Genomic DNA, 26,749 nt, shown 5'->3' on the forward strand with positions numbered 1-26,749 from the left:
CAGGCCCATTTTTCAATTCGGTCATCCTGCTTACAGCACGGCGACAATCGCTTCGCACAGCGCCGACATATTGTCTGGCGTCATGCCCGCCACATTCACCCGCCCTGAGTTCACCGCGTAGACGCCAAACTCTTCACGCAGGCGAATGACCTGCTCTTTGGTTAAGCCGCTGAACGAGAACATGCCGTTCTGCTTAATAATAAAGCTGAAGTCGCGCTGTGCACCTTTTTCCGCCAGGGTATTTACGAAGAGCTGGCGCATGCGCTGAATGCGCTGACGCATGTCCGACAGCTCCTGCTCCCAGATGGTACGCAGGGTATCGTTGCCCAGAATGGTGGCGACGATGGCGGCGCCATGTGCCGGCGGATTGGAGTAGTTCGCGCGAATGGTGTACTTCACCTGACTGAACGCGGTATCTGCCACGCTCGCATCGGCGGCAACCAGCGTGATGGCACCAACACGCTCGTTATACAGGCCGAAATTCTTGGAGTAAGAGCTGGCGACGATCAGTTCCTGATGCGAGGCGGCAAAAATACGCAGGCCTTCTGCATCTTCCTCCAGACCACGGGCAAAACCCTGGTAAGCGAAGTCAAACAACGGCAGCCAGCCGTTGGCCTGTGACAGCTCCGCCAGCTGTTGCCACTGCTCAGCGGTCGGGTCGATACCGGTCGGGTTATGGCAGCAGCCGTGGAACAGCACCACGTCGCCTGGCTGAACCTGTTTCAGTGACGCGACCATGCCATCGAAATCCAGCGTATGGTTTGCCGGGTCGTAATAGTGGTATTCACAGACCTCAAGACCGGCAGCGTTAAACACGTTGTTGTGATTCGGCCAGCTTGGATTGCTGATCCAGACCCGCTTCACCGATGTTTGCGTGGCGAGGAAATCGGCTGCAACGCGAAGCGCACCGGTACCACCCGGTGTCTGAGCCGTGCGAGCACGGCCAGCGGTGATTAGCGGGCTCTGGTTGCCGAACAGCAGGGCCTGTGTGCAACGGGCAAAATCAGCCAGACCATCAATACTGAGATAGTTTTTGGTGGTTTCATTTTCCAGCAGATATTGCTCAGCTTTTTTAACACTGGTCAGCACCGGGGTCTTGCCGGTTTCGTCTTTATAGACGCCAATGCCCAGATTGATTTTTTCCGGGCGGTCGTCAGCACGAAACAGATCGGCCAGCCCAAGAATAGGATCGGCGGGTGCAGCAGAGATCGATTCAAACATGTGTCAGGTCCATTAGCGTGAACTTTAGCGAAAAGAGCTCTCAGGTTAGCGTCCGGCCAGACAAATGCCAACCGTTTGCGAGACAAATTCATACATTTTGCAGTGTGGATTGCACGACGGGGAAAGGTAGTGATTAAAGCGGGGTAACGGCGCGAGGAAAAACGCACCTGTTTGGAATAGCAGCCATAAAAAAACGGGGCCTTAGCCCCGTTTTTCAACATGTTTTAAGCGGAATTAGAACTGGTAAACCAGGCCAACACCAACAATATCGTCTGTGTTCTGACCCAGTGGGTTATTGTCATCCAGCTGGTTGATTTTGTAATCAACATAGGTAGACATGTTTTTGTTGAAGTAGTAAGTTGCGCCAACGTCAATGTATTTGTACAGGTCAGCATCGCCGATACCTTCGATATCTTTGCCTTTCTGCTGTACGTATGCGATAGATGGACGCAGGCCGAAATCAAACTGGTACTGTGCAACTAACTCAATAGTCTGGGTTTTGTTAATGGTTGCATTAGCATCGGCGGTTGTGTTAGGTGCGGTGCCTGGAATAGTGGCGGTAAAGTATGAAGAGTTACGACCTTCACCATACATCGCTGCCAGGTAAACGTTGTTTGCATCATATTTCAGCGCAGTTGCCCAGTTCTCAGCACGTTTGCCCTGTCCAATTACATTACCATTAACATCAGTAACACCTGCAGCCTGTGTATCAGTACGGTCGCTGCTGCTGTAGGCACCAACGATGCCTACACCGATTGGTGAGGTATAGCTGGTTGATGCACCCCATCCGTCGCCGTTAGCACGAGTAATGTCGGTACGGTCGTTTTTGCCCTGATACTGAACTGCGAAGTCCCAGCCATCAACCAGGCCGAAGAAGTTGGTGTTGCGGTAGGTCAGCAGGCCGGTGCTGCGACCGTTCAGGAAGTTATCTGAGCTGCCCCAGTCGCCACCAAATACTGGCAGCATATCGGTCCAGCCGATTGCATCGTAAACCAGACCGTAGTTACGGCCGTAGTCGATTGAACCGGCATCGCCGAATTTCAGACCCGCGAAGCCCAGACGGGTTTTGGTGCCGTCCCGTGCGTCATCACCTTCAGATTTGTTCGCCTGAATGTTGTATTCCCACTGGCCGTAACCGGTCAGCTGGTCATTAATCTGGGTTTCGCCTTTGAAGCCGAAGCGCACATAAGTCTGATCGCCATCATCACCAGCGCTATCAGAGAATTGGTGACGCGCATCCACTTTACCGTACAGGTCCAGTTTGTTGCCGTCTTTGTTATAGATTTCTGCAGCGTTTGCTGCGCCAGCTACTAACAGAGCAGGGATAACCACTGCAAGAATATTGCGCTTCATCATTATTCATTACCCTCATTGGAGTTATTTGTACACCTGCCACTGCCGTCAAGAAACCTTTACGGGAACCCTGAACGAAGTTTGGTGTCTTCCTGTGTCTGCACGCATCTTTCCATCCCACCCGCCGTAATTCTAGCGCTTAAATGCTACTAAACTCGTAATCTTGTTTCAGTAAGAAAATATGTATTACAAAATGTAAAAAACACGGAACTTTGTGAGAGAACTCAAAATTTACAAAAATAAAAAAAGGCCGGCAGTGCCGACCTCGTTATATATATGAATTTCTTATATTTAATGCCGAATATCAGAAACTCGCGTTGCGTGGGGTGCGCGGGAAGGGGATTACGTCCCTGACATTTTGTACGCCGGTGACATAGGCGATTAAACGTTCAAAGCCTAATCCAAAGCCAGAATGTGGCACGGTACCGTAGCGACGCAAGTCACGATACCACCAGTAGTCTTCTTTATTCAGACCCATTTCTTCCAGACGCGCATCCAGGACATCCAGACGTTCTTCACGCTGTGAACCGCCAATGATCTCACCAATGCCTGGCGCCAGAACATCCATCGCCGCCACGGTTTTGCCATCGTCATTCAGGCGCATATAGAACGCTTTAATGTCTTTCGGATAGTTTTTCACCACCACCGGCGCTTTAAAATGTTTCTCGGCCAGGTAACGCTCATGCTCAGATGAGAGGTCAATACCCCAGGAAACCGGGTTTTCGAAGGTCTGACCGCAGTTCATCAGGATCTCAACCGCATCGGTGTAATCCACCTGCGCGAAATCGGTGGTGATGAAACGCTGCAGACGCTCAACCGCCTCTTTATCTACCCGCTCAGCAAAGAAGGCCATGTCATCGGCACGCTCTTCCAGCACCGCGTTGAAGACATACTTCAGCATTGATTCGGCCAGTGCAGCGGCATCATCCAGTGAGGCAAAAGCGATTTCCGGCTCCAGCATCCAGAATTCCGCCAGATGGCGGCTGGTGTTGGAGTTCTCTGCGCGGAACGTCGGACCAAAGGTGTAGATCTTCGACAGAGCGCTGGCATAGGTTTCGCCATTCAGCTGACCTGAAACGGTCAGGAACGCCTCTTTACCAAAGAAATCTTCACTGAAGTCAACTTTGCCCTGATCGTTACGCGGCAGGTTTTCCATATCCAGCGTAGAGACACGGAACATTTCGCCGGCACCTTCGGTATCGGAGGCGGTAATCAGCGGCGTCGAGACCCAGAAATAGCCATTTTCATGGAAGAAGCGATGCAGCGCCTGCGCCAGGGTGTGGCGAACGCGGGCGACCGCGCCAATCAGGTTGGTGCGCGGACGCAGGTGAGCCACTTCGCGCAGATACTCGATACTGTGGCGTTTCGCCGCCATCGGATAGCTGTCGGGATCTTCCACCCAGCCCACGACTTCCAGGCTGGTCGCCTGAATCTCAAACGCCTGGCCCTGACCCGGCGAGGCCACCACTTTACCGGTGACGATAACGGAACAGCCCGTGGTCAGACGCAGCACTTCATCCTGATAATTATTCAGAGAATTATTGACGACAGCCTGAACGGGATTAAAGCAGGAGCCGTCATAGACAGCGATGAAGGAAAGACCGGCTTTGGAATCTCTTCGGGTACGCACCCAACCACGTACGGTGACTTCACTGTCAACCGCGACGCGACCGTGCAGTACGTCCGCTACAGGCACTACGCTCATAAATATCTCTCTATATAGAAGAAGTGAGTAAAAAAGTTGCCCCATCCGGGGTTTTGCTATGTTACTTGCGAGTCTTCAGGAAACAAGCAAAATTCAGGGGGAAAGCAGATTTATTACAGCAGAGGCGGGGCGTATCAACGCCCCGATAAGAAGAGGATTAACTCGCTTTTTTCACCAGCGGCAGATCAAAAGCTTTACGCAGGGCCCTGACAAAGGCTTTATCCTGGCAGATGGTTTTGCCCGGGCTGTCTGAGAGTTTCGCCACCGGCTTGCCATTGCACTGCACCAGTTTGATAACGATATTCAGTGGCGTCACGCCCGGAATATCGCAGGTGAGGCGGGTTCCGATGCCGAACACGACGTTCGTCCGCTGGCCAAAGTGGCGGTAAAGCGCCAGCGCTTTGTCGAGATTTAAGTTGTCAGAAAAGACCAGGTGTTTGCTTTGCGGATCGATACCCAGCTTCTGGTAGTGGGCGAGCGCTTTCTCGCCCCATTCGACCGGATCGCCGGAGTCGTGGCGCAGTCCCTGGTAGCGGCGGGCAAACACCGGACCGAAATCGCGCAGAAAGGCGTCCATGGCAATGCAATCGGTCAGGGCGATGCCCAGCTTATCGTCATACTCATCCAGCCACGCCTGCAGCGCCGCGCGCTGGCTGTTGGCCAGTACCGGACTGATCTGCTGGAAGGCCTGGAACCACTCGTGCGCCTGTGTTCCCACCGGCGTCAGTGACAGACGGCGCGCCAGATCATAGTTACTGGTGCCAATCAGCCACGGAAATTCCTGTTTCAGCGTTGAGACGATCGACTGTTGCACATCCTGCGAATAGCGACGACGGGTGCCAAAATCCATCAGGCGGAAGCGTGACATATCAAGGTCAGCCACCTGAGCTTTAAAGTCGCCGAGTTTCTGATGTAAGTGGTCAAGTGCCTGCTGAGTGGTGACCTGTGGCGTACGATGACGATGCACAATCTCACTGATCAGCGCCAGCAGCGGCACCTCCCACATGATCACTTCTCGCCACGGCCCCTGAATACGGAGTTCCAGCTTGCCATGATGATTGCGCACCTCAACCTGATCCGGGTTATAGCGGAACTGGCGTAACCAGCTGAGGTAATCCTGCCGGAAGAAGGGAAGGTGAGACAACCAGGTCGCTTCATCATCAGTCAGCGCCAGGTGTTGCATTGCGGTTATCGCGTCACGAATTTCGTCAGCGTAGAGACCCAGCAGTTCGTCGCCGCGGCAGCGAAACTCCGCCGCCACCGTTATGTCATGATAGCGGTGGAAAACGGCCTGTTGCATATGGAGCTTATAGGCGTCCGTATCCAGCAGCGAGGTCAGTATCGGGGAAGCATGTCCTGTCATGGCGCGTTTCAGCATCCTGTTCGGTGGCGCAGAGCCCGGTGTTGTACACAGTCATAAAGACGCAAAAGTATAATTCACTATCTGAAGCCGATCACAGCATATTTCAGACGGGCGGGTCGAGGCCAATCTGTGCCATTGTTAACAAAGTGTAGCCATTTCACCCTTTAGGTGCATTGTGCGTGGCAAGCTTGTAGTAACAAGCTTAGACTTTGCCGGTAAACTTATAACAACGCGAGACGCAATATGACGCAACAGCCCCAAATCAAGTATCGCCACGACTACCGTGCGCCTGAGTACACCATCACCGATATCGATTTAACTTTTGAACTGGATGCGTCCACCACTCGTGTAACGGCCATCAGCCAGGTTAAACGACTGGGCGACAGCCAGGCTGAGCTGCGACTGGACGGCGAAGCGTTAACGCTGATTGCGCTGGAGGTCGACGGGCAAGCCTGGACGGCCTTCCGTGAAGAAGAGGGCGCACTGGTCATCAGCCAGCTGCCGGAAAGCTTCACCCTGAAAATTATTAACGATATTCACCCGGATCAGAACACCGCGCTGGAAGGGCTGTATAAATCGGGCGAGGCGCTCTGCACCCAATGTGAGGCTGAAGGCTTCCGTCATATTACCTGGTATCTCGATCGCCCCGACGTGCTGGCGCGCTTTACGACCACCATCTATGCCGACGGTGAGCGCTATCCATTCCTGCTCTCCAACGGTAACCGCATTGACAGCGGCCGGGATGAGCAGGGTCGCAGCTGGGTGAAGTGGCAGGATCCGTTCCCGAAACCCTGCTACCTGTTTGCGCTGGTGGCGGGCGATTTCGACGTGCTGCGCGACAGCTTCACCACCCGTTCAGGACGTGATGTGGCGCTGGAGATCTTCGTCGATCGCGGTAACCTCGACCGTGCCGACTGGGCGATGACCTCGCTGAAAAACAGCATGAAGTGGGATGAAGAGCGTTTCGGTCTGGAGTATGACCTCGACATCTTTATGATCGTGGCGGTGGACTTCTTCAACATGGGCGCCATGGAGAACAAAGGCCTTAACGTCTTCAATGCCAAATATGTGCTGGCTAAAGCGGAAACGGCGACGGACAAAGATTACCTGGGCATTGAAGCGGTTATCGGTCACGAATATTTCCATAACTGGACCGGTAACCGTGTGACCTGCCGCGACTGGTTCCAGCTCAGCCTGAAAGAGGGACTGACGGTGTTCCGCGATCAGGAGTTCAGCTCTGATCTGGGCTCACGCGCGGTGAACCGCATTGATAACGTGCGTATCGTACGCGGTGCGCAGTTCGCCGAAGATGCCAGCCCGATGGCACACCCGATCCGTCCGGATCAGGTCATCGAGATGAACAACTTCTATACCCTGACGGTGTATGAAAAAGGGTCAGAAGTGATCCGTATGATGCACACCCTGCTGGGTGAAGAGAACTTCCAGAAGGGCATGAAGCTCTATTTTGATCGCCACGACGGCAGCGCCGCAACCTGTGATGATTTTGTTCAGGCGATGGAAGATGCCTCGAATGTTGACCTGTCGCAGTTCCGCCGCTGGTACAGCCAGTCCGGTACGCCAGTGCTGACGGTGCGCGACGATTACAACCCGGAGCTGGAGCAGTATACGCTGCACGTCACGCAGCACACGCCTGCGACTGCCGATCAGAAAGAGAAGCTGCCGCTGCATATCCCGCTGGATATTGAACTCTATGATGGCGAAGGCAAGGTGATCCCGCTGCAGAATAATGGTCATCCGGTACATCATGTGCTGAATGTTACCGAGGAGTTCCAGACCTTTATTTTCGATAATGTCTACTTCCAGCCAGTGCCGTCGCTGCTGCGCGAATTCTCTGCCCCGGTGAAGCTTGATTACAAATGGAGTGATGCTCAGCTCACCTTCCTGATGCGTCATGCACGCAACGACTTCTCCCGCTGGGATGCGGCTCAGAGCCTGCTGGCGACCTATATCCGTCTGAATGTCGCCCGCTATCAGCAGGGCCAGCATCTGTCACTGCCGCTGCATGTCGCCGACGCCTTCCGTGCGGTGCTGCTGGATACCGACTGCGACCCGGCACTGACCGCGCTGATTCTGACGCTGCCGTCGGAAAATGAGATTGCCGAGCTGTTTGATACTATCGATCCGCAGGCGATTGCGCTGGTGCGTGACGCGCTGCAACGCACGCTGGCACGCGAACTGGCCGATGAGTTTTTTGCGATCTACAACGCCAATCAGCAGCCTGAATACCGCGTGGAGCATGACGCGATTGGTCAGCGCAGCCTGAAAAATATCTGCCTGACCTATCTCGCCTTCAGCGATGCGCAGCTGGCGGATAAACTGGTGCAGACCCAGTATCACCAGGCGACCAACATGACCGATGCGCTGGCGGCGCTTTCTGCTGCTGTTGCGGCACAGTTACCGTGCCGTGATGCGCTGCTGGCAGCTTACGATGAGCGCTGGCATCAGGATGGTCTGGTGATGGACAAATGGTTTGTGCTGCAGGCGACCAGTCCGGCCGCTAACGTGATGCGCAATGTGCGTCAGCTTCTGAATCATCGCTCCTTCACCATGAGTAATCCGAACCGCGTTCGCTCGCTGGTGGGTGCCTTTGCCTCGGCTAACCCGGCCGCCTTCCATGCTAAAGATGGCAGCGGGTACAAGTTCCTGGTGGAGATGCTTACCGACCTCAACACCCGCAATCCGCAGGTTGCGGCACGGATGGTGGAGCCGCTGATTCGCCTGAAACGTTATGACGAAGGCCGTCAGGCGATGATGCGCCAGGCACTGGAGCAGCTGCTGGAGCTGGATAAACTCTCTGGCGACCTCTACGAAAAAATTACCCGGGCACTGAACGCCTGATAATTAAAAAGGGGAGCGTCTGAGACACTCCCCTTTTTCAGCGCTGCTGCGCGTAACGAACCGGCTGCGGTCGCTCCGTACGCTGCATGACCCGATCCAGTACCTCCGCTTCCAGCTCGGCCAGCCGCGCCGATCCGCGACGGCGGGGACGGGGCAGATCCACCAGCAGATCCAGCCCGATCTGACCCTCTTCGATTAACAGCACGCGATCTGCCATCACCACCGCTTCACTGACATCATGCGTAACCAGCAGCACGGTAAAGTGATGCTGCTGCCACAGTGACTCAATCAATCCCTGCATTTCAATGCGTGTCAGGGCATCCAGCGCCCCCAGCGGTTCATCCAGCAGCAGTAAACCGGGCCGGTGGATCAGCGCCCTGGCCAGTGCGACGCGCTGTTTCTGGCCGCCGGAGAGGGCGGCTGGCCACTCATCAGCCCGATCGGCGAGGCCTACCGCCGCCAGCGCATCCAGCGCCGCGCTGCGCCATTCGCGTCCGCGCAGACCCAGCCCGACGTTATCGATCACTTTTTTCCACGGCAGCAGTCGCGCATCCTGAAACATCAGGCGGGTATCTTCACGAGCCGACTGCAGCGGCGCATTGCCTGCCAGCAGTTCACCGCTGGAGCTCTGTTCGAGACCGGCCAGCAGGCGCAGCAGCGTGCTTTTACCACAGCCGCTGCGGCCCACCACCGCCACAAACTGACCTGAGGGAATATGCAGGTCAATCTTATTGAGAATGGTGCGGCTGCCATACTGTTTGCTGACGCCGTTAACGCCAACCGGGGTGCCGGTGTTGAGGCGCGCCGGTGGGAGAGTCTGGCTCATGCGTTCTCCTCCTTCAGTTGATAAGCGGGATGCCAGCGCAGCCAGACACGTTCAAGCAACAACGCGGCGACATCCGCCAGTTTGCCGAGCAGGGCGTAAAGAATAATGGCGACCACCACCACATCGGTCTGCAGGAATTCACGCGCGTTCATGGCCAGATAGCCGATACCCGCGTTGGCAGAGATGGTCTCTGCGACAATCAGCGTCAGCCACATCAGACCCAGCGCGAAACGCACGCCGACCATGATATTGGGCAGCGCGCCGGGCAGGATCACCTGGATAAACAGGCTCCAGCCGGAAAGGCCATAGCTGCGCGCCATCTCAACCAGCCCGCGATCGATGTTGCGGATGCCGTGATAGGTATTCAGGTAGATCGGGAACAGCGTACCCAGCGCCACCAGAAAGATCTTGGCGGACTCATCAATACCGAACCAGAGGATTACCAGCGGGATCAGCGCCAGATGCGGCACATTGCGCAGCATCTGTACCGAGGTATCCAGCAGTCGTTCACCGGTTCTGGAGGTGCCGGTAATCAGCCCGAGCAGCAGGCCGATAGATCCGCCGATACTGAAGCCGATCAACGCCCGCCAGCTACTGATCGCCAGGTGCTGCCAGAGTTCACCACTGGCGGTCAGCTGCCAGAAGGTGGTCACAATTTTCTCCGGTGCGGGCAGAATACGGGTCGACAACCAGCCGGTTTGCGAGGCAATCTGCCACACCACGACCAGCAGCGTCGGCAGCAGCCAGGGCACCAGCGTATCAGCAAGGCGTTTTCGGGTTCTGGTCATCATGCTCTCCTCAGCCCCGGGCGACTTTTTTCTCAGGGGTAAAATCGTTGGCTACCGCTTCACCGTGTGCCTGAATCACGCGCGGCTGGGGCACCAGTGGAATCTGCAGATCAAGATGCGGGAACAGCAGTTCGCCGACGCGATAAGCCTCTTCCAGATGCGGATAACCCGACAGGATGAAGGTCTCAATGCCCAGCGCTTCATACTCTTTGATGCGAGCGGCCACGGTCGGGCCATCGCCGACCAGCGCGGTCCCGGCTCCGCTGCGCACCAGGCCGACGCCTGCCCACAGGTTAGGGCTGATTTCGAGCTTGTCGCGGCGACCGCCATGCAGTGCGGCCATCCGGCGCTGCCCCACAGAATCTGCCCGCTGGAACGCCGCCTGCGCTTTCGCGATGGTGGCGTCATCCACATTGGCAATCAGTTTGTCTGCGGCCTGCCAGGCCTCTTCATTGGTTTCACGCACGATCACATGCAGACGGATGCCGAACCGGACGGTGCGTCCCTGGGCAGCCGCTTTCGCACGCACCTGATCAATCTTCTCTTTAACCTGCGCAGGGGGTTCGCCCCAGGTGAGGTAGACATCGACCTGTTCGGCCGCCAGCTCCTGGGCGGGTTCAGAAGAGCCACCAAACCACAGCGGGGGACGAGGCTGCTGCACCGGGTTAAACATCAGACGCGCACCGCGAACCTTCACGTGCTTGCCTTCATAATCGACGGTTTCGCCTTCCAGCACCCGACGCCAGACGCGGGTAAACTCGGCGGATTCCGCGTAACGCTCGCGGTGATCGAGAAACACGCCGTCGCCCGCCAGCTCTTCCGGATCGCCGCCGGTCACCAGATTAAACAGCGCACGTCCGTTAGAAAGACGGTCCAGCGTGGCGGCCTGACGCGCTGCCTGGGTTGGTGAAATCACCCCAGGACGCAACGCCACCAGGAATCGCAGGCGCTGCGTCACCGGAATCAGCGAGGCGGCAACCAGCCAGGCATCTTCACAGGAGCGGCCGGTCGGGATCAGTACGCCACCAAAACCGAGGCGGTCAGCGGCCTGCGCCACCTGTTGCAGGTAGGCGTGATCAACCGGTCGCGCCCCTTCGGCGGTACCAAGATAGTGGCCGTCGCCATGCGTCGGCAGGAACCAGAAAATGGATACGCTCATTGTTGCTCCTTATTGCGTCACGGTATGCGGATGCCAGATGCGATCCTGAATCGTCACTTTTACTGGCAAGAGATGATTGGCATAGAACAGGTCAGCGGTGCGCTGCTGGGCGGCCGCGGTTTCGGCACTAACTGGCGAAATGCGGGTTGGCGGCCGATGGCTGAGGTAGCTGGCGATGACCGGTTCGGGCAAGCCCATCGCCTGTGCCAGTAACGTGGTGCTCTGCTGACGCTGGCTGATTGTCAGCGCGTCAGCAGAGCTGAAGGTGTCGAGCACCTGCTGAATAAACGCGCCATGGGCTTCGGCATAGCTGCGGGTCGCTAAATAGAAGGAGCCGGTCAGGTTAAGGGAGCTGCCATCAATCAGCAGGCGCGAATTCCCCTGCAGCAGCACCGATGAATAGTAGGGGTCCCAGATTGCCCAGGCATCAACGTCACCCTGCTGGAAGGCGGCGCGCGCATCGGCGGGGGTGAGATAGACCGGCGTGATGTCTTTAAAGGTCAGACCCGCCTGCTGCAAGGCGCGCAGCAGTAAGTTGTGAGAGCTGGAGCCTTTCTGGAAAGCGACTTTTTTCCCTTTCAGATCCGCAACCTGTTTCAGCGGGCTGCTTTTTGGCACCAGAATCACTTCTGCTTTGGGTTTGGGCGGCTCCGCGCCAACATAGAGCAGATCCGCGCCCGCGGCCTGGGCAAACAGCGGGGGAAGATCACCGGTACTGCCCAGGTCGATGCTGTTGATGTTCAGCGCTTCCAGCATTTGCGGACCTGCAGGGAACTCGATCCACTTAATCCGGGTATGGGGAAAACGCTTCTCCAGTAACTGATGTGACTTCGCCAGCACCATGCTGACCGAACCTTTCTGATAGCCGATGCGAATCTCAGACGGATCGGATTCGGCGGCCTGTACCTGAAGGCCGGCCAGCAGAAGTCCGGCCACCAGCCACTTTCCTAATCTCAGCTTCATCGATCGCTTCCTTATACCGCTTGCGCAACGGGATGGTGGTGACGGGTCAGTGCCAGCCAGAAGGCGGAGACGGCCTCATCCAGGCGCTGTGACAGTGAATCCTGCAGTTCAGGCTGACGGTCGTAATGACTGATCTGATGATCCTCGGCATAAACACCATGCAGGATCTCCTGCGCCTTTAAGGCGTTGAGCACCGGCTTCAGGGCGTAGTCCAGCGCCAGCATATGACCGGCACTGCCGCCGCTGGCCAGCGGTAACACGACTTTGTGTTCCAGTGCGCGTTCAGGCAGCAGATCGAGCAGCGTCTTCAGCGCACCCGAAAACGATGCTTTATAGATAGGTGTCGCAATAATCAGTCCATCAGCCGAAGCCAGATCGTCACGCAGGGCCAGCAGCGCAGGTGCATCAAAACGCGCATTGATTAAATCGTCAGGCTGAAAGTTGTGAATATTCCACGGAATGACTTCAATGCCACGCGCCTCCAGCTTGTGCTGACACAGCGTCAGCAGTGAGGTTGAGCGGGAGGGGAATCGTGGGCTGCCAGCCAGCGTAATAACTCGCATCATCACTCCTTATAACTAAAAGTTATTGATTATCAAATGTTGAGAACTTATGCCTTCATACTGTCAGAGCAGGGGAGTGGGCTTAAATGATTTATCCGGCAAAGTAAGGGTGAAATCTGCAAATAGAAGGCGTTGCGACAGATGTCAGCATCGCCGCTTCCGATAATTCTTAAATTAAGCGCTGGCAGCGGAACAATTCATTAAGGGGCATGATACGAGATCGTCAAAATGTGTCGGTTGAGCAGAAAAAATATCTTTCGTCTGATTGCTTAATCATTTTTTCTGAGAGTGGCGCGGCCATAAAGCGCAACGGCTGACAAAATAGCGCTGCGAAGCAGCACAGAATCAGCTTATCTGCGGCAGCCTCTGCCAAAGATTAAGATTTATTGCAGAAAGCAAACTGTAATAATAATGAAGGAATGCTGAACTTATTCATCGTTTCAGATGTTCGCTTACAGATTTCTGAATCTGGTTACGTCTGCTTTGCAGGGCTAATTTAAATCGATCCTCAACGGTTTTAACATTACTGCTGGCTATAGATGCACTTTCGTTAAGAGTGATGCTCACATGAAACATTAAGATGATTTTTACGGCTGGTCTTTTTTCGCATTACAGGTTTAAGATAATCGGGCTCAATGAAAGCAATCATAATAATCGCGCCTTACTCTTTTCGACGTTTCGCCTCTGGTCAGAACCTGCATCAGGCAGGTGAATCGTATTGTCATTTTCTAACAGCAGAGAATTGCATATGTCTGACATCCTGTTATCCGTTATTATTCCAACCTACAATGTTGAGAAATATATTGTAGAGTGCGTCGATTCGTTATTACGCCAGGTTAAAGCGCCCAATGAAATAATCATTGTGAATGATGGATCTACTGATGGAACATTAGCCTTAATTGAACAGAATTATGCACACCTTTCTCAGGTGAAAGTGATCACCATTGAAAATGGCGGCCTCGGCAATGCACGGGACACCGGCATTGCACTGGCAAAGGGTCAGTTTCTCTTTTTCTGTGATCCGGATGATGTCGTGGTTGATGGCCTCGTGACTGAGCTGGCAATGGTGGCGGAGAAGCATCCTGAAACGGATCTTTTCTGTTTTAACTCCTGCGTCTATGAAGATGGCCACATTGATATCACCTCGCCAAAAGTGAAGCATGACCAGTTTGGCCAGCAGAAACCACAGGAGGTCTTTCTGCGCCTGCTGCGTAATGGCAGATATACCTCTGCCGTCTGGAATTACGTCTTAAGAAAAAGCGTCATTGAACAGCATAAGTTGCGCTTTGTACGTCGGGTTCATGAAGACCACAACTTTACGCTCTCCGTGTTTATGAAATGCCAGCACGCATGGGTCAGCCGTCAGGTCTATTATAAGCAGCGCATCCGCAGTGGTTCACTGACCAACAGTACCAAAGGCAATGAGTTTTTCTATCAGCGCTATGACGCTTTTATGCATGCTTATAATACGTTAACCAGTTCGCTCCCTAAATCAGCCTGGCGTAGTTCGCTGGAAAAATCTTATTTACTTCACTCGTTCCGTCTGATGATCTATTTGTCTCTCTATAATAAAACGCCGGTGCCGGAATATGTCTGTAATGCCATTCGCTTTATGGGTCGTAATGTAAAATCAGAAAATCTTAAAGAGTGGTTGTTGTTTAATCGCCCGGAACTCTTTATTGCGTTGCAGCATTACAAGGTTAAAAAAGAGCTCAAGCGCGCAGCCTGATTCTGAAAAATGTGAAGCGATATTGTTTATGCCTTAGCGAAATGAGAAGGTGAGACATGCAATGTGTATAAGGTTGTTGCGACATGGCAAAAGTACTCGATAAAAGTCTGGTTATTAATATTTTCTCGCTGCTGGCTTACCGTGGCGCATCGTTTCTGTTTCCGCTGGCCACGCTGCCCTATCTTGCCCGCGTTCTGGGCGTAGAGCAGATGGGTACGCTGGCGCTGGCGATCGCCTGCGTCCTCTATTGCAGCACCATCTCCGACTGGGGATTCAATGTCTTTACCACCAAAGATATTGCTCACCATCGTGATGACAAAGAACGCGTCAGCCAGCTCTTCTGGTCAACGTTTAACGCCAAGCTGATGCTGCTGGTGGTCACCAGCGGCACGCTGCTGACCGCGACCTGGTTCAATCCCTCCTGGCATCCTCTGTTCTTCATTATTCTGGCGAACTGCACCACGCTGGTCGGCTCGCTGTTTTCATTCGGCTGGCTGATGCAGGGCTTTGAGAAGCTGGGTAAGACGGCGATGATCGCCACCTTCGGTAACTTCTGTGCGATTCCGCTGACCTTTTTACTGGTGAAATCTCCGCAGGATACCTGGCTGGCTGCCCTGATCCCTGGCGCGGTCTCCATTATCAGCGCGGCGATTACGCTGAAGTTTGTGCTGGAGATGAAAGTCATAGGCCGCTACCGCTTTGAACCGCGCGAAATCAAACAGCGCATCACCGACAGCATGGATGTGTTTATCGCCATCGCCGGTGCTAACCTTTTCAACAGCGTCAACGTGGTGATTCTCGCCTCCTTTACCTCCACCTATATGGTCGGGATCTACAACGGCGCCGATCGCCTGCGTAAAGCGGCCAACTCTGTGCCTGAGCAGATTGGCAGCGCCTTCTTCCCGCGCGTCAGCCACCTGTTCGGCCGGGATAAACGGGCCGCGATTGCGGCGACACGTAAAAGCCTGCTGCTGTCGTTTTCCCTGAGTCTGTCGATTGTAATCTTCACCTGGTTCTTTGCTGACCTGGTGGTCTCAATATTGCTGGGTAAAGACTTTATCCCGTCGGCGGATGTGCTGCGCGTCTTTGTGCTCTGCTTCCTGTTTGGCAACATTGCCTATCCGGCTGGATTACAGATTCTGATCCCACATGGTTTAGCGCGTCAGCGTATGTGGGTAATGATGGCCGCTGGTTTGATTAACGTACCGCTCTGCTGTTTCCTGGCGTGGAAGTTTGGCGCAATCGGTGCCGCATGGTCGATGGTCGGGGCTGAAGCGTTTGTCTGTCTCGGTATTTTTGGCATCATGCAACGTCACGGCATCCTGCGGGATTATCTGTTTCCCTCTCAGGTGAAAAATCAACCCGTAAACGATTCCGCCGCGTAAGATCAAAGCATTTTCAGATAGTTTTATGCATCCCCGCTGTTCGATTTACTTTTGCGCCAGAGCACTTTACCATTCTGGCGCACAATTTCCCGTGCACCGACTTTCACGATCGCTTCCGTCCTTCAGGAGAGTGCATGTTTTATCCTATCGTCCGACCGGCGCTGTTTAAACTTGATCCCGAACGCGCACACGAACTCACCTTTCAGCAACTGCGTTTTATGAACGGCACCCCACTGGAGATGTTTTATCGCCAGAATCTGCCATCGCGTCCGGTCACCTGTATGGGACTGACCTTTAAGAATGCCCTGGGCCTGGCGGCGGGTCTGGATAAGAACGCAGAGTGTATTGATGCGTTTGCGGCGATGGGCTTTGGTTTTGTTGAAGTCGGCACCGTCACACCACGCGCTCAGGCAGGAAATGATAAGCCACGCATGTTTCGTCTGGTCGAAGCGGGCGGAATTATCAATCGGATGGGATTTAATAATCTGGGTGTTGATCACCTGGTTGAAAACGTGAAGAAAGCGCGTTTTAACGGCGTGCTGGGGATCAATATCGGTAAAAATAAAGATACGCCGGTCGAGCAGGGCAAAGATGATTATCTGATCTGCATGGAAAAGGTTTATGCCCACGCCGGTTATATCGCCATCAATATTTCCTCACCTAACACCCCAGGTTTACGTTCGCTGCAATATGGCGAGGCGCTGGATGATCTGCTTTCTTCCATCAAACAGAAACAAAAAGAGCTGGAACAGCGTCATCTGAAATATGTTCCGCTGGCCGTAAAAATTGCGCCCGATCTCTCTGAAGAAGAGTTAATTCAGGTCGCGGACAGTTTAATTCGTCATCAGATTGATGGCGTGATTGCCAGCAATACCACGCTCGATCGTTCGCTGGTGAGCGGTCTTAAGCATGCTGAGGAAGCGGGTGGGTTAAGTGGACGGCCAGTGCAGTCGCGCAGCACGGCGGTGATCCAGCGTCTCTCTCAGGAACTGCAGGGACGGTTGCCGATTATTGGCGTAGGCGGGATCGATTCTCTGACGGCAGCGCGTGAAAAAATCGCCGCCGGGGCAACACTGGTTCAGATTTATTCAGGCTTTATTTATCAGGGGCCAGGCTTAATTAAAGATATCGTCACCCATCTCTAAGACAATTCTCACAATCATTGGCCGGGGGGTTTATTTATCCCCTCGGCTCGTTTATATTTTGTCCTGTTGCACGCTTTTTCAGCTTTTCCTTATGTTTCTTTTTTCGCTGAATTCTGCGTGATGTTTGGCGCAGCGGTAAATACAGGGCACACGATGAAAATTAAACCCGATGATAACTGGCGTTGGTATTTTGACAGCAGCCACGACCGAATGATGCTCGACCTGGCAGACGGTATGCTTTTTCGTTCCCGTTATTCCCGCAAAATGCTCACGCCGGATGCCTTCACTGAATCGGGTTTTTGTGTCGATGACGCCGCCCTTTATTACACCTTTGAAGAGACCTGCCGTCAGTGCAAACTCAGTGGCAGCCATCGCGCCGAACTGGTGTTAAATGCGCTGGTCGCTGCACGCTTCCTCAAGCCACTGATGCCGAAAAGCTGGCATTTCGCCTCTTATGCCCCGGCAATGCAGCCCCGTCCCGGTGAAATGGTACAGGTTACGCTGGCAGACGAGGGAACGCAGGCACGACTGCTGGTGGTTGAGAGTGGCGATAACGCGGCACTCTGCCTGCTGGCGCAGCCGGGATTGACGCTGGCCGGAAAAAACATGGTGCTCGGCGATGCCATCAAGGTGATGAACGATCGCCTGCAGCCCCTGTATCAGGATGTCGCGCCGCGCTACGCCCGCGCAGTCTGACTACCTTAGTTCTACATCGCCAGCCGGAATACAGCTGCAGCTCAACAGCGTGCCGTCCTGACGCAGGGCGCTCTGTTTCAGCGCCTTAACCTCACCCGCGACCAGACTCAGCTTGCAACTGCCGCACAGTCCCGCCCGACAGGAGTAGGGGATCCGGAAGCCCTGCATCTCCAGCTGATCCAGTAATACCTGCTGATTATCCCCGGTAAACGTCTGACCCTGAAACGTGATAGTCACGGCATCTGGCGCCTGCTGCTTTGGTTTCAGTGTTTCGACCACTTCACCGGCACCATAGCTGCGCGGTGCATGACGTTTCAGGACAATCATCTCATCACCAGCGCGCACCACCCCACTGTTGCGCGCCACTAAGTTCAGACCGAAATCAATATCCCCGCTGCCATCCAGGGCGGTGCGGAACGTCTGCAGCGTGGCCAGCGGATGACCGGCAGGATGCTTAACGCCGGTTTCGGTGCTGACAGTGGTGAGCACGCAGCGACTGCATGGCTTAGGAACCTCGAATATTACGTCGCCAATCTGAATCTCCGCCCAGCTGTCTTCATCCCATGCGGCAGCGCCGCTGACGACCAGATTCGGACGAAACTGTTCGGCACGGACGCTGGCCGGGCAGCGCTGTTGCAGATCATGCAGCGACGCGTTGTTGATCAGCAAAAACGGAAAGCCGTCGGCAAAGCTCAGCGGAATATGATTAAACGCTTTTAACCGGCGGCTGGGTTGCGGCCCGACCCAGCGCAACTGAACCTCACGCGGGAAGAACTGGCTCAGCCATTGGTTAATCGCATGCGGCGCTATACGCGCGGTGAAATGATTTCCCCAGACTTCGGTGGGGTGATCCTGCTCATCGAAATCGCTGAAGCGGATCAGGGAGTGACTGCCATCCGGAGCCGTCAGCAGCAGGCCATCCGGTAAAATCGCGGGCGTGAAGCGCACCATCTCCGGGTGCTGACGCGCGGTAATAAAGGTGCCATCAGGTTCGGTCACCATAAACAGACGATCAAATGCCAGTCCGCTGTCAGTGACCAGCGCGTGTGACAGCGCTAATCCCCGCATCGACTTCACAGGATGAATAAATAAGCGGGAAAGCGTGATCATGGTGTTCTCCTTGAACCCGACGCGCAGCACAAAAGAAGCTAACTTTATGACATAGGTCTCCGATTCGCTATAATGCGCGACAATTTTCTCAAGAGTTAAAAAGTGACGATATGAATTCTCTGTTTGCCAGCACGGCGCGTGGGCTCGAAGAGCTGTTAAAAAGTGAGCTGGACGCGCTGGGCGCGCAGGATTTGCAAGTGGTGCAGGGAGGCGTTCACTACGAAGCCGACGATCGCACTATGTACCAAAGCCTGATGTGGAGTCGTTTAGCATCACGCATCCTGTTGCCGCTGGGAGAGTTTGGCGTCTACAGCGATTTGGATCTCTATCTGGGTGTGCAGAGCGTGGACTGGCCGACGATGTTCGGCAGCGACAAAACCTTTGTTGTGCATTTCAGCGGCACCAACGATTCGATTCGTAACAGCCAGTTCGGCGCGCTGAAAGTTAAAGATGCCATCGTGGACAGCTTTACCCGTCAGAATCTCGAACGACCCAACGTCGATCGTGAGCAGGCAGATATCCGTGTCAACGTCTGGCTGAATGACGATCGCGCCAGCATTGCACTGGATCTCAGCGGCAGCTCGCTGCATCAACGTGGTTATCGCCAGCAGACCGGTCAGGCGCCGTTAAAAGAGACCCTGGCGGCGGCCATCGTGCTGCGTTCTGGCTGGGAGCCGACGACACCGCTGATCGATCCGATGTGTGGTTCCGGTACGCTGCTGATTGAAGCCGCACTGATTGCCTGCGATCGTGCGCCAGGCCTGCTGCGCAAGCACTGGGGCTTCACCGCCTGGAGCCAGTTTAACGCTGCGTTGTGGCAGGAGGTTAAAACTGAGGCGCAGAACCGTGCCCGCACTGGCACGGCTGCCACCCAGGCGCGCTTCTTTGGCTACGACAATAATGGTCGGGTGCTGGAGTGGGCGCAGGCGAATGCCCGCCGCGCTGGCGTCTTTGAACTTTTCACCTTCGGCCAGCAGGATCTGCTGAAGCTGACTAATCCGGTCGATCCGGCGGTTCACGGTACGGTGCTGAGTAATCCTCCTTACGGTGAACGTCTGGAGAGCGAACCAGCCCTGATTGCGCTGCACAGCCAGCTCGGACGTCTGATGAAGCAGCATTTTGGCGGCTGGAACCTGTCGCTGTTCAGCGCCTCGCCAGAACTGCTGAGCTGCCTGCAGCTGCGTGCCGATCGCCAGTTTAAAGCGAAGAACGGTCCGCTGGATTGCGTGCAGAAAAACTATAAGCTGGCGGTTAACAGTCATGAAAGCGCTGGACAGATTGCGGAAGATTACGCTAACCGCCTGCGTAAAAACGTGAAGAAACTGGAGAAGTGGGCGCGTCAGGAAGGCATTGAATGCTACCGTATTTACGATGCCGATCTGCCAGACTACAACGTTGCTGTCGATCGCTATGGCGACTGGGTGATTATCCAGGAATATGCGCCACCGAAAACTATCGATCCTGATAAAGCGCGTCAGCGTCTGTTCGATGTCATCAGCGCGACGCTGAGCGTGCTGCAACTGCCTGCCGACCGTCTGATTATGAAAACGCGTGAACGCCAGAAAGGCAAAGCGCAGTATCAGAAGCTGAGCGAGAAGGGCGACTATTTCGAAGTTAAAGAGTTTAATGCGCGTTTCTGGGTGAATCTGACCGACTATCTCGATACCGGCCTGTTCCTCGATCACCGCATTGCCCGTAAAATGCTGGGCCAGATGAGTCAGGGCAAAGATTTCCTGAACCTGTTTGCCTATACCGGTACCGCCAGTGTGCATGCCGGTCTGGGTGGCGCGCGTTCAACCACTACGGTAGATATGTCGCGTACCTATCTGGAGTGGGCGGAGCGCAACCTGCGTCTTAACGGACTGACCGGGCGTCAGCACCGTCTGATGCAGGCGGACTGTCTGAGCTGGCTGAATGAGAGTGACGAGAACTTTGACCTGATCTTTATCGATCCGCCAACGTTCTCCAACTCAAAACGTATGGAAGAGAGCTTCGACGTTCAGCGCGATCATATGATGCTGATGCGTAACCTGAAGCGCCTGCTGCGTCGCGGCGGCACCATCATGTTCTCCAATAACAAACGCGGTTTCAAAATGGACATGGATGGCCTGAAATCACTGGGCCTGCAGGCGCAGGATATTACCCAGAAAACGCAGTCGCAGGACTTCGCGCGTAACCGTCAAATTCACAACTGCTGGCTGATCACTCACGCCGGTAAGGAATAAGCTTACATGTCATTAATCAGTATCCACGGCGCTTATCTCTCCTTCAGCGATGCGCCGCTGTTAGACAACACCGAACTGCACATCGAAGAGAACGAACGCGTCTGTCTGGTGGGCCGTAACGGTGCGGGTAAATCCACGCTGATGAAAATCATCAATGGCGAACAGCCACTGGATGATGGCCGCATTATTTATGAAACCGATCTGGTCGTGGCGCGTCTGCAACAGGATCCGCCGCGCAATATTACCGGTTCGGTGTATGACTTCGTGGCCGAGGGCGTTGAAGAGCAGGCTGAGCATCTGAAAGCCTATCACGCCATTTCCCATGTGGTGATGGAAGATCCCAGCGATAAAAACCTCAATGAGATGGCGCGTCTGCAGAGCATCCTCGACCATCAGAATCTGTGGCAGCTGGAGAGCCGCATCCATGACGTGCTGGAGCAGATTGGTCTGCAGCCCGATACCGAGCTGTCATCGCTCTCGGGCGGCTGGCTGCGTAAAGCGGCACTGGGTCGTGCGCTGGTGAGTAACCCGCGCGTCCTGATGCTGGATGAGCCAACCAACCACCTCGATATCGAAACCATCGACTGGCTGGAAACGTTCCTGAAGAACTTCACCGGCAGCATCATCTTTATTTCCCATGACCGTTCGTTTATCCGCAACATGGCGACGCGCATTGTCGATCTGGACCGTGGCAAGCTGGTCTCCTGGCCAGGCAACTACGATCTCTATCTGGAAGGCAAAGAGGAAGCGTTGCGCGTTGAAGAGATGCAGAACGCCGAATTCGACCGCAAACTGGCGCAGGAAGAGGTGTGGATCCGTCAGGGCATCAAAGCTCGCCGTACCCGCAACGAAGGCCGTGTGCGTGCGCTGAAAGCGCTGCGTCGTGAACATTCAGAACGCCGCGAAGTGATGGGCAAAGCCAACATGCAGGTGGGCGAAGCGTCCCGTTCCGGCAAGATTGTCTTTGAGCTGGAAAATGTCGACTACGCGGTCGATGGCAAAGTGCTGGTGAAGGACTTCTCAACCCAGGTGCAGCGTGGCGACAAAATTGCGCTGATCGGACCAAATGGCTGCGGGAAAACTACCTTACTACGCCTGATGCTGCAGCAGCTGAAAGCTGACCATGGTCGTGTGCATTCCGGCACCAAGCTGGAAGTAGCCTACTTTGACCAGCATCGCGCTGAACTGGATCCGGATCGCACCGTGATGGACAACCTGGCCGAAGGCAAGCAGGAAGTACTGGTCAACGGCAAACCGCGCCACGTACTGGGCTATCTGCAGGACTTCCTGTTCCATCCAAAACGTGCCATGACGCCGGTGCGCGCCCTTTCGGGCGGTGAACGTAACCGTCTGCTGCTGGCACGCCTGTTCCTGCGTCCCAGCAACCTGATGATTCTGGATGAACCGACTAACGACCTTGACGTCGAAACGCTGGAACTGCTGGAAGAGCTGATTGATGGTTATCAGGGCACCGTGTTACTGGTGAGCCACGATCGTCAGTTCGTCGATAATACCGTTACCGAGTGCTGGATTTTTGAAGGCAACGGTGAGATTGGTACCTTTGTTGGCGGTTATCACGATGCTCAGCAGCAGCGCGCCGCCTACCGGCAGCACAAGGCGGCAGCACCGGCGAAAGCGACGGGCAACGCCTCTAAGCCTGCAACCGAGAAGGGTGATGCGAAGCGTAGCGTGAATAAACTCAGCTACAATCTGGCGCGCGAGCTGGAACAGCTGCCGCAAAAACTGGAGCAGCTGGAAGCGCGTATCGGAGAGCTGCAGGCGAAGATGAGTCATCCCGACTTCTTCAGCCAGGCACACGATCAGACGCAACCGGTGCTGGATAATCTGGCTCAGACTGAGCAGGAGCTGGAAACCGCTTTTGCGCGCTGGGAAGAGCTAGAGTCACTGAAAAACGGCGCGTAGGGCAGGGCTAACGGATGTGTTCAGCAGTGAAAAGTAACGCGTGGATGCTCTGTCCACAATGCGATTTAATGATTAAGCTGCCGGACATTCCCGTTGGCAGCCGTGCGTCATGCCCGCGCTGCCACACCTCCCTGACGGCCAACTGGCACGAACCGCGTAAACGGCCAACGGGCTATGCGCTGGCAGCGCTGTTTATGCTGCTGCTGGCGAATCTGTTTCCTTTTGTCTCAATGAAGGTGGCGGGGCTGACCAGCCAGATAACCCTGGCCCAGATACCTCAGGTGATGGTGACGGAAGATTACAGCAGTCTGGCGACGCTGTTCCTTCTCTTTGTGCAGGCGGTTCCGGCCTTCTGCATGATCACCATTATCCTTCTGGTCAATCGGGTCCCGTTGCCGACTGGACTCAAAACTGGTCTGGCACGTATTCTGTTTCAGCTGCGTAACTGGGGCATGGCAGAAATCTTTATGGCGGGCGTGCTGGTCAGTTTCGTCAAGCTGATGGCCTATGGCGAGATCGGCCTGGAGACCAGCTTCTGGCCGTGGGTTCTGTTCTGTCTGCTGCAGTTGCGGGCCTTTCAGTGCGTTGATCGACGCGGCTTGTGGGACAGTCTGTCACCCCGACCTGCGCTGCCCCATCCGCCCGAAGTGGGCATCAGTGGTTTAGAGCAGGGTCTGCGCTCCTGTCCCTGCTGTACGGCCATTCTGCCGGAAGCAGAGCATAAGTGTCCCCGCTGCGGCGTCACGGCCGAGGCACGGCGTAAGCACAGCCTGCAGTGGACGCTGGCGCTGTTGTTCACCTCCATACTGCTTTATATCCCGGCCAACCTGTTGCCGATTATGGTGACGGAAACCCTCGGCACTGCCTATCCCTCCAATATCATGGCGGGGGTGATTGTGCTGTGGGGTGATGGCTCCTATCCGGTGGCGTTGGTGATCTTTATCGCCAGTATCATGGTGCCTACGCTGAAAATGCTGGCGATTGGCTGGCTTTGCTGGGATGCCAGCGGACGCGGACAGCGTGACAGCCACAGGATGCACAAAATTTATGAAGTGGTCGAATTTGTAGGCCGCTGGTCAATGATTGACGTGTTTGTTATTGCCGTGCTCTCTGCGCTGGTGCGCATGGGGCAATTAATGAATGTTTATCCCGCGTGGGGGGCAGTATTGTTTGCAATGGTGGTGATTATCACCATGATTGCTGCCATGACCTTTGACCCGCGATTAACCTGGGATCGTGTACGCGAAAACAATATGAAGGAGTCGCGCCTTGACGGAAACTAATCACGGCCATGCAAAGGTGGAACAGATTAAGCGCTGGTCGCCGGTCTGGATTGTCCCCATCGTTACGCTGTTAATCGGCGGATGGATCCTCTTTTATCACTTCAGCCATCAGGGGCCGGAAGTCACCCTCATCACCGAAAACGCCGAAGGCATTGTTGCGGGTAAAACCACGATTAAAAGCCGCAGTGTGGATGTCGGTGTGGTGGAAAGCGCGGTGTTAAGCGACGATCTCCACCATGTGGAAATCAAAGCGCGCCTGAATTCAGGCATGGAAAAACTGCTGCACAGCGACAGCGTTTTCTGGGTGGTGAAACCGCAGGTGGGTCGCGAAGGGATCAGCGGTCTCGGCACTCTGTTATCCGGTGCCTATATCGAATTACAGCCGGGCACTAAAAGCCAGGCACCCGAGCAGTTTAAGCTGCTGGATGCGCCGCCGTTAGCGCCACCGGATGCCAAAGGGATTCGCATCGTGCTGGACAGCAAGAAAGCGGGCCAGCTCAATCCGGGGGATCCGGTGCTGTTCCGTGGCTATCGCGTCGGTACGGTCGAGACCAGCGCTTTTGATACCGAAAAACGCATGATGACCTATCAGCTGTTTGTCGCTGCGCCTTACGATCGCCTGATTACAACCAACGTTCGCTTCTGGAAGGACAGCGGCATCGCCGTGGATATGTCCGCTTCAGGAATGCGGGTGGAAATGGGATCGCTGACCACGCTGTTCAGCGGCGGCGTCAGTTTTGACGTGCCGGATGGCTGGGAGCTGGGTCAGCCTGCGCAGAATAAGTCTGATTATCATCTGTTTGACGATCAGCGCAGCATTCAGGACTCGCTCTACACCAACCATATTGATTACCTGATGTTCTTCACCGACTCCATCCGTGGTCTGCAGGCGGGTGCGCCGGTTGAATTCCGCGGCATTCGCCTGGGTACCGTCTCAGAAGCGCCATTGATGAAAGCCGGTCTGGACCAGGCGCTGAACAATGATTACCGCGTGCCGGTGCTGATTCGCATCGAGCCGGATCGCTTTATCAGCCGACTGGGTGAGAACTTCGATCTGCAACAGCATCTGCAGGATGGTAAAAAACGTGGCCTGCGTGCGACGCTGAAAACCGGTAGCCTGTTGTCGGGTGCGCTCTATGTCGATCTCGACTTCTATGACAATGCACCGCCTTATAAAGGGCCGCAGAAAGTCTCTGGCTATGAAGTTATCCCAACGGTCAGCGGTGGCCTGAGCCAGATTCAGCAGAAGCTGATGGCGGCGCTGGATAAGATCAACAGTCTGCCACTGAACGGTATGGTCAATGAAGCGACAGGCACGCTGAAAGAGAGCCAGAAAACGATGCGTGATCTGCAGCGCACCATCGACAACATCAACAAAGTCACCGCCAGTCCGGCTATGAAAACCCTGCCGGAAGACCTGCAGCAGACATTGCGCGAGCTGAACCGCAGCATGAAAGGCCTGCAGCCAGGTTCACCAGCCTACAGCAAGCTGGTGGGGGATATGCAGCGCCTGGATAAGGTTCTGCGTGAACTCCAGCCGGTGTTAAGAACGCTTAACACCAAGAGCAATGCGCTGGTATTTGAGGCAAAACCGGGACAGGATCCCCAGCCGAAGAGGGCGAAACAGTGAATAAAGGATTGATACTTTGTGCCGCGCTGGTGTTGAGTGCGTGCAGTAGCAGCGTTGACAATACCTGGTATCAGCTGCCCTCCGGGGCAGCTTCCATGCAGGTCAGCAGCAGCCAGCTGAATGAAGCGCAACCGATGTTATGGGTGCAGCAGGTGACGGTGCCGGACTATCTGGCAGGCAACGGACTGGTTTATCAGACCAGCGATGTCAAATACGTTATCGCCGCGAATAATCTCTGGGCCAGCCCGCTCGATCAGCAGTTGCAGCAGACATTGATCACTAACTTGAGCAAGGCGCTGCCAGGCCGGCTGGTCGCAGGTTCACCTTTAGGCGCGCAGCACGATACGCTGAATGTGACCGTGACAGGCTTTCAGGGACGCTATGATGGCAAAGCAGTCGTCAGTGGCGAATGGACGCTGGAACATCAGGGCCGGCTGACCAAACAGGCGTTTAACCTGGTACTGCCGCAGACCGAAGATGGCTACGATGCGATGGTCAGAACGCTGGCGGCGGGCTGGCAACAGACAGCACAGAAGATTGCCAATAGCGTGGTTGCGTTAAATTAAGATTGATGTGAATAAATAAGCTAAGCCCCTGACCGATTGTCGTGCTTTTTCGACAGAGGTCAGGGGCTTTTTTATTAGCTTAATCAGAAAGATAGTGTTGTTGCATGCATCACAGAACGTCATTATTTTTACCGATTAAGGTCACATTTATGACACTGGCATGAAGATTGGGCATTGATCTTTGGGTGCGCAGGAGGTAGAACATAAGGGTGGTTGAACATTAATTCACCACTTTTCTTTCCACCAGATTCCACAGA

General features: G+C 54.8%; 20 protein-coding genes. 10 read left to right on the forward strand and 10 right to left on the reverse strand.

Annotated features, from left to right (window positions below):
• Positions 1-30: 30 nt before the first annotated feature.
• From ACK13D_RS10125 to pncB, 4 genes are all read right to left on the reverse strand, one after another.
• The gene (locus ACK13D_RS10125) at positions 31-1,221 is read right to left on the reverse strand and encodes an amino acid aminotransferase (protein WP_010254977.1); all 1,191 of its coding nucleotides are present in this window, start codon (positions 1,219-1,221) and stop codon (positions 31-33) included.
• Positions 1,222-1,455: 234 nt separating this feature from the next.
• A complete protein-coding gene (gene ompF, locus ACK13D_RS10130; protein WP_033785539.1) occupies positions 1,456-2,577 on the reverse strand; it encodes a porin OmpF in 1,122 nt (373 codons plus the stop codon).
• A 301-nt stretch (positions 2,578-2,878) separates the two neighbouring features.
• Positions 2,879-4,279: an asparagine--tRNA ligase gene (gene asnS, locus ACK13D_RS10135; RefSeq protein WP_010254981.1), complete on the reverse strand. Its 1,401-nt coding sequence runs from the start codon at positions 4,277-4,279 to the stop codon at positions 2,879-2,881.
• A 157-nt stretch (positions 4,280-4,436) separates the two neighbouring features.
• On the reverse strand, positions 4,437-5,642 hold the full coding sequence (gene pncB / locus ACK13D_RS10140; protein ID WP_010669771.1) for a nicotinate phosphoribosyltransferase: 1,206 nt from the start codon (positions 5,640-5,642) through the stop codon (positions 4,437-4,439).
• A gap of 243 nt (positions 5,643-5,885) precedes the next feature.
• Here pncB and pepN point away from each other — a divergent pair, with 243 nt between their 5' ends.
• A complete protein-coding gene (gene pepN / locus ACK13D_RS10145) occupies positions 5,886-8,501 on the forward strand; it encodes an aminopeptidase N (protein ID WP_033766848.1) in 2,616 nt (871 codons plus the stop codon).
• Between the two features lie 37 nt (positions 8,502-8,538).
• Here pepN and ssuB read toward each other — a convergent pair whose 3' ends face one another.
• The 5 genes from ssuB to ssuE are packed head-to-tail and all read right to left on the reverse strand — an operon-like array spanning position 8,539 to position 12,800.
• Positions 8,539-9,327 carry an aliphatic sulfonates ABC transporter ATP-binding protein gene (gene ssuB / locus ACK13D_RS10150; RefSeq protein ID WP_346547902.1) on the reverse strand — a complete coding sequence of 263 codons (789 nt, stop codon included), beginning with the start codon at positions 9,325-9,327 and terminating at the stop codon, positions 8,539-8,541.
• On the reverse strand, positions 9,324-10,115 hold the full coding sequence (gene ssuC, locus ACK13D_RS10155) for an aliphatic sulfonate ABC transporter permease SsuC (RefSeq protein ID WP_010254987.1): 792 nt from the start codon (positions 10,113-10,115) through the stop codon (positions 9,324-9,326). Before ssuC ends, ssuB begins: the two co-directional genes overlap by 4 nt.
• A 10-nt stretch (positions 10,116-10,125) precedes the next feature.
• Entirely contained in the window at positions 10,126-11,274 is a 1,149-nt protein-coding gene (gene ssuD / locus ACK13D_RS10160; RefSeq protein ID WP_418796281.1) for an FMNH2-dependent alkanesulfonate monooxygenase, read from the reverse strand.
• Positions 11,275-11,283: 9 nt separating this feature from the next.
• Positions 11,284-12,237, reverse strand: coding sequence for a sulfonate ABC transporter substrate-binding protein (locus ACK13D_RS10165; protein WP_010254990.1), 954 nt, complete (start codon positions 12,235-12,237; stop codon positions 11,284-11,286).
• 11 nt (positions 12,238-12,248) lie between these two features.
• Positions 12,249-12,800, reverse strand: coding sequence for an NADPH-dependent FMN reductase (gene ssuE / locus ACK13D_RS10170; RefSeq protein ID WP_010254991.1), 552 nt, complete (start codon positions 12,798-12,800; stop codon positions 12,249-12,251).
• A gap of 748 nt (positions 12,801-13,548) precedes the next feature.
• Here ssuE and ACK13D_RS10175 point away from each other — a divergent pair.
• The 4 genes from ACK13D_RS10175 (at position 13,549) to ACK13D_RS10190 (ending at position 17,755) form a co-directional block, all read left to right on the forward strand.
• Positions 13,549-14,529, forward strand: coding sequence for a glycosyltransferase family 2 protein (locus ACK13D_RS10175; RefSeq protein ID WP_010254993.1), 981 nt, complete (start codon positions 13,549-13,551; stop codon positions 14,527-14,529).
• A gap of 83 nt (positions 14,530-14,612) precedes the next feature.
• Positions 14,613-15,914 carry a flippase gene (locus ACK13D_RS10180; RefSeq protein WP_010669776.1) on the forward strand — a complete coding sequence of 434 codons (1,302 nt, stop codon included), beginning with the start codon at positions 14,613-14,615 and terminating at the stop codon, positions 15,912-15,914.
• 134 nt (positions 15,915-16,048) lie between these two features.
• The gene (pyrD, locus tag ACK13D_RS10185) at positions 16,049-17,059 is read left to right on the forward strand and encodes a quinone-dependent dihydroorotate dehydrogenase (RefSeq protein ID WP_010255000.1); all 1,011 of its coding nucleotides are present in this window, start codon (positions 16,049-16,051) and stop codon (positions 17,057-17,059) included.
• Positions 17,060-17,212: 153 nt separating this feature from the next.
• Positions 17,213-17,755, forward strand: a complete 543-nt coding sequence (locus tag ACK13D_RS10190; RefSeq protein WP_010669778.1) for a cell division protein ZapC — start codon at positions 17,213-17,215, stop codon at positions 17,753-17,755.
• On the opposite strand, the gene ACK13D_RS10195 is transcribed toward ACK13D_RS10190, so the two are convergent.
• Entirely contained in the window at positions 17,756-18,865 is a 1,110-nt protein-coding gene (locus ACK13D_RS10195; protein ID WP_010669779.1) for a YcbX family protein, read from the reverse strand. It abuts the gene before it with no gap.
• 110 nt (positions 18,866-18,975) lie between these two features.
• On the opposite strand from ACK13D_RS10195, the gene rlmKL reads away from it, so the two are divergent.
• From rlmKL to pqiC, 5 genes are read left to right on the forward strand one after another with little or no spacing between them, the layout of a single operon-like run.
• Positions 18,976-21,090, forward strand: a complete 2,115-nt coding sequence (gene rlmKL / locus ACK13D_RS10200) for a bifunctional 23S rRNA (guanine(2069)-N(7))-methyltransferase RlmK/23S rRNA (guanine(2445)-N(2))-methyltransferase RlmL (protein ID WP_010669780.1) — start codon at positions 18,976-18,978, stop codon at positions 21,088-21,090.
• Positions 21,091-21,096: 6 nt separating this feature from the next.
• On the forward strand, positions 21,097-23,013 hold the full coding sequence (locus ACK13D_RS10205; protein WP_010255011.1) for an ABC transporter ATP-binding protein: 1,917 nt from the start codon (positions 21,097-21,099) through the stop codon (positions 23,011-23,013).
• Between the two features lie 14 nt (positions 23,014-23,027).
• On the forward strand, positions 23,028-24,296 hold the full coding sequence (pqiA, locus tag ACK13D_RS10210; protein WP_010669781.1) for a membrane integrity-associated transporter subunit PqiA: 1,269 nt from the start codon (positions 23,028-23,030) through the stop codon (positions 24,294-24,296).
• Positions 24,283-25,926, forward strand: coding sequence for an intermembrane transport protein PqiB (gene pqiB / locus ACK13D_RS10215; protein WP_010255015.1), 1,644 nt, complete (start codon positions 24,283-24,285; stop codon positions 25,924-25,926). The genes pqiA and pqiB overlap by 14 nt, the downstream gene beginning before the upstream one ends.
• Positions 25,923-26,492 carry a membrane integrity-associated transporter subunit PqiC gene (gene pqiC / locus ACK13D_RS10220; protein ID WP_022625928.1) on the forward strand — a complete coding sequence of 190 codons (570 nt, stop codon included), beginning with the start codon at positions 25,923-25,925 and terminating at the stop codon, positions 26,490-26,492. The genes pqiB and pqiC overlap by 4 nt, the downstream gene beginning before the upstream one ends.
• Positions 26,493-26,749 lie beyond the last annotated feature (257 nt).

The sequence above is a fragment of the Pantoea sp. K16 genome (genome assembly GCF_048452805.1).
Taxonomy (GTDB): Bacteria; Pseudomonadota; Gammaproteobacteria; order Enterobacterales; family Enterobacteriaceae; genus Pantoea; species Pantoea agglomerans.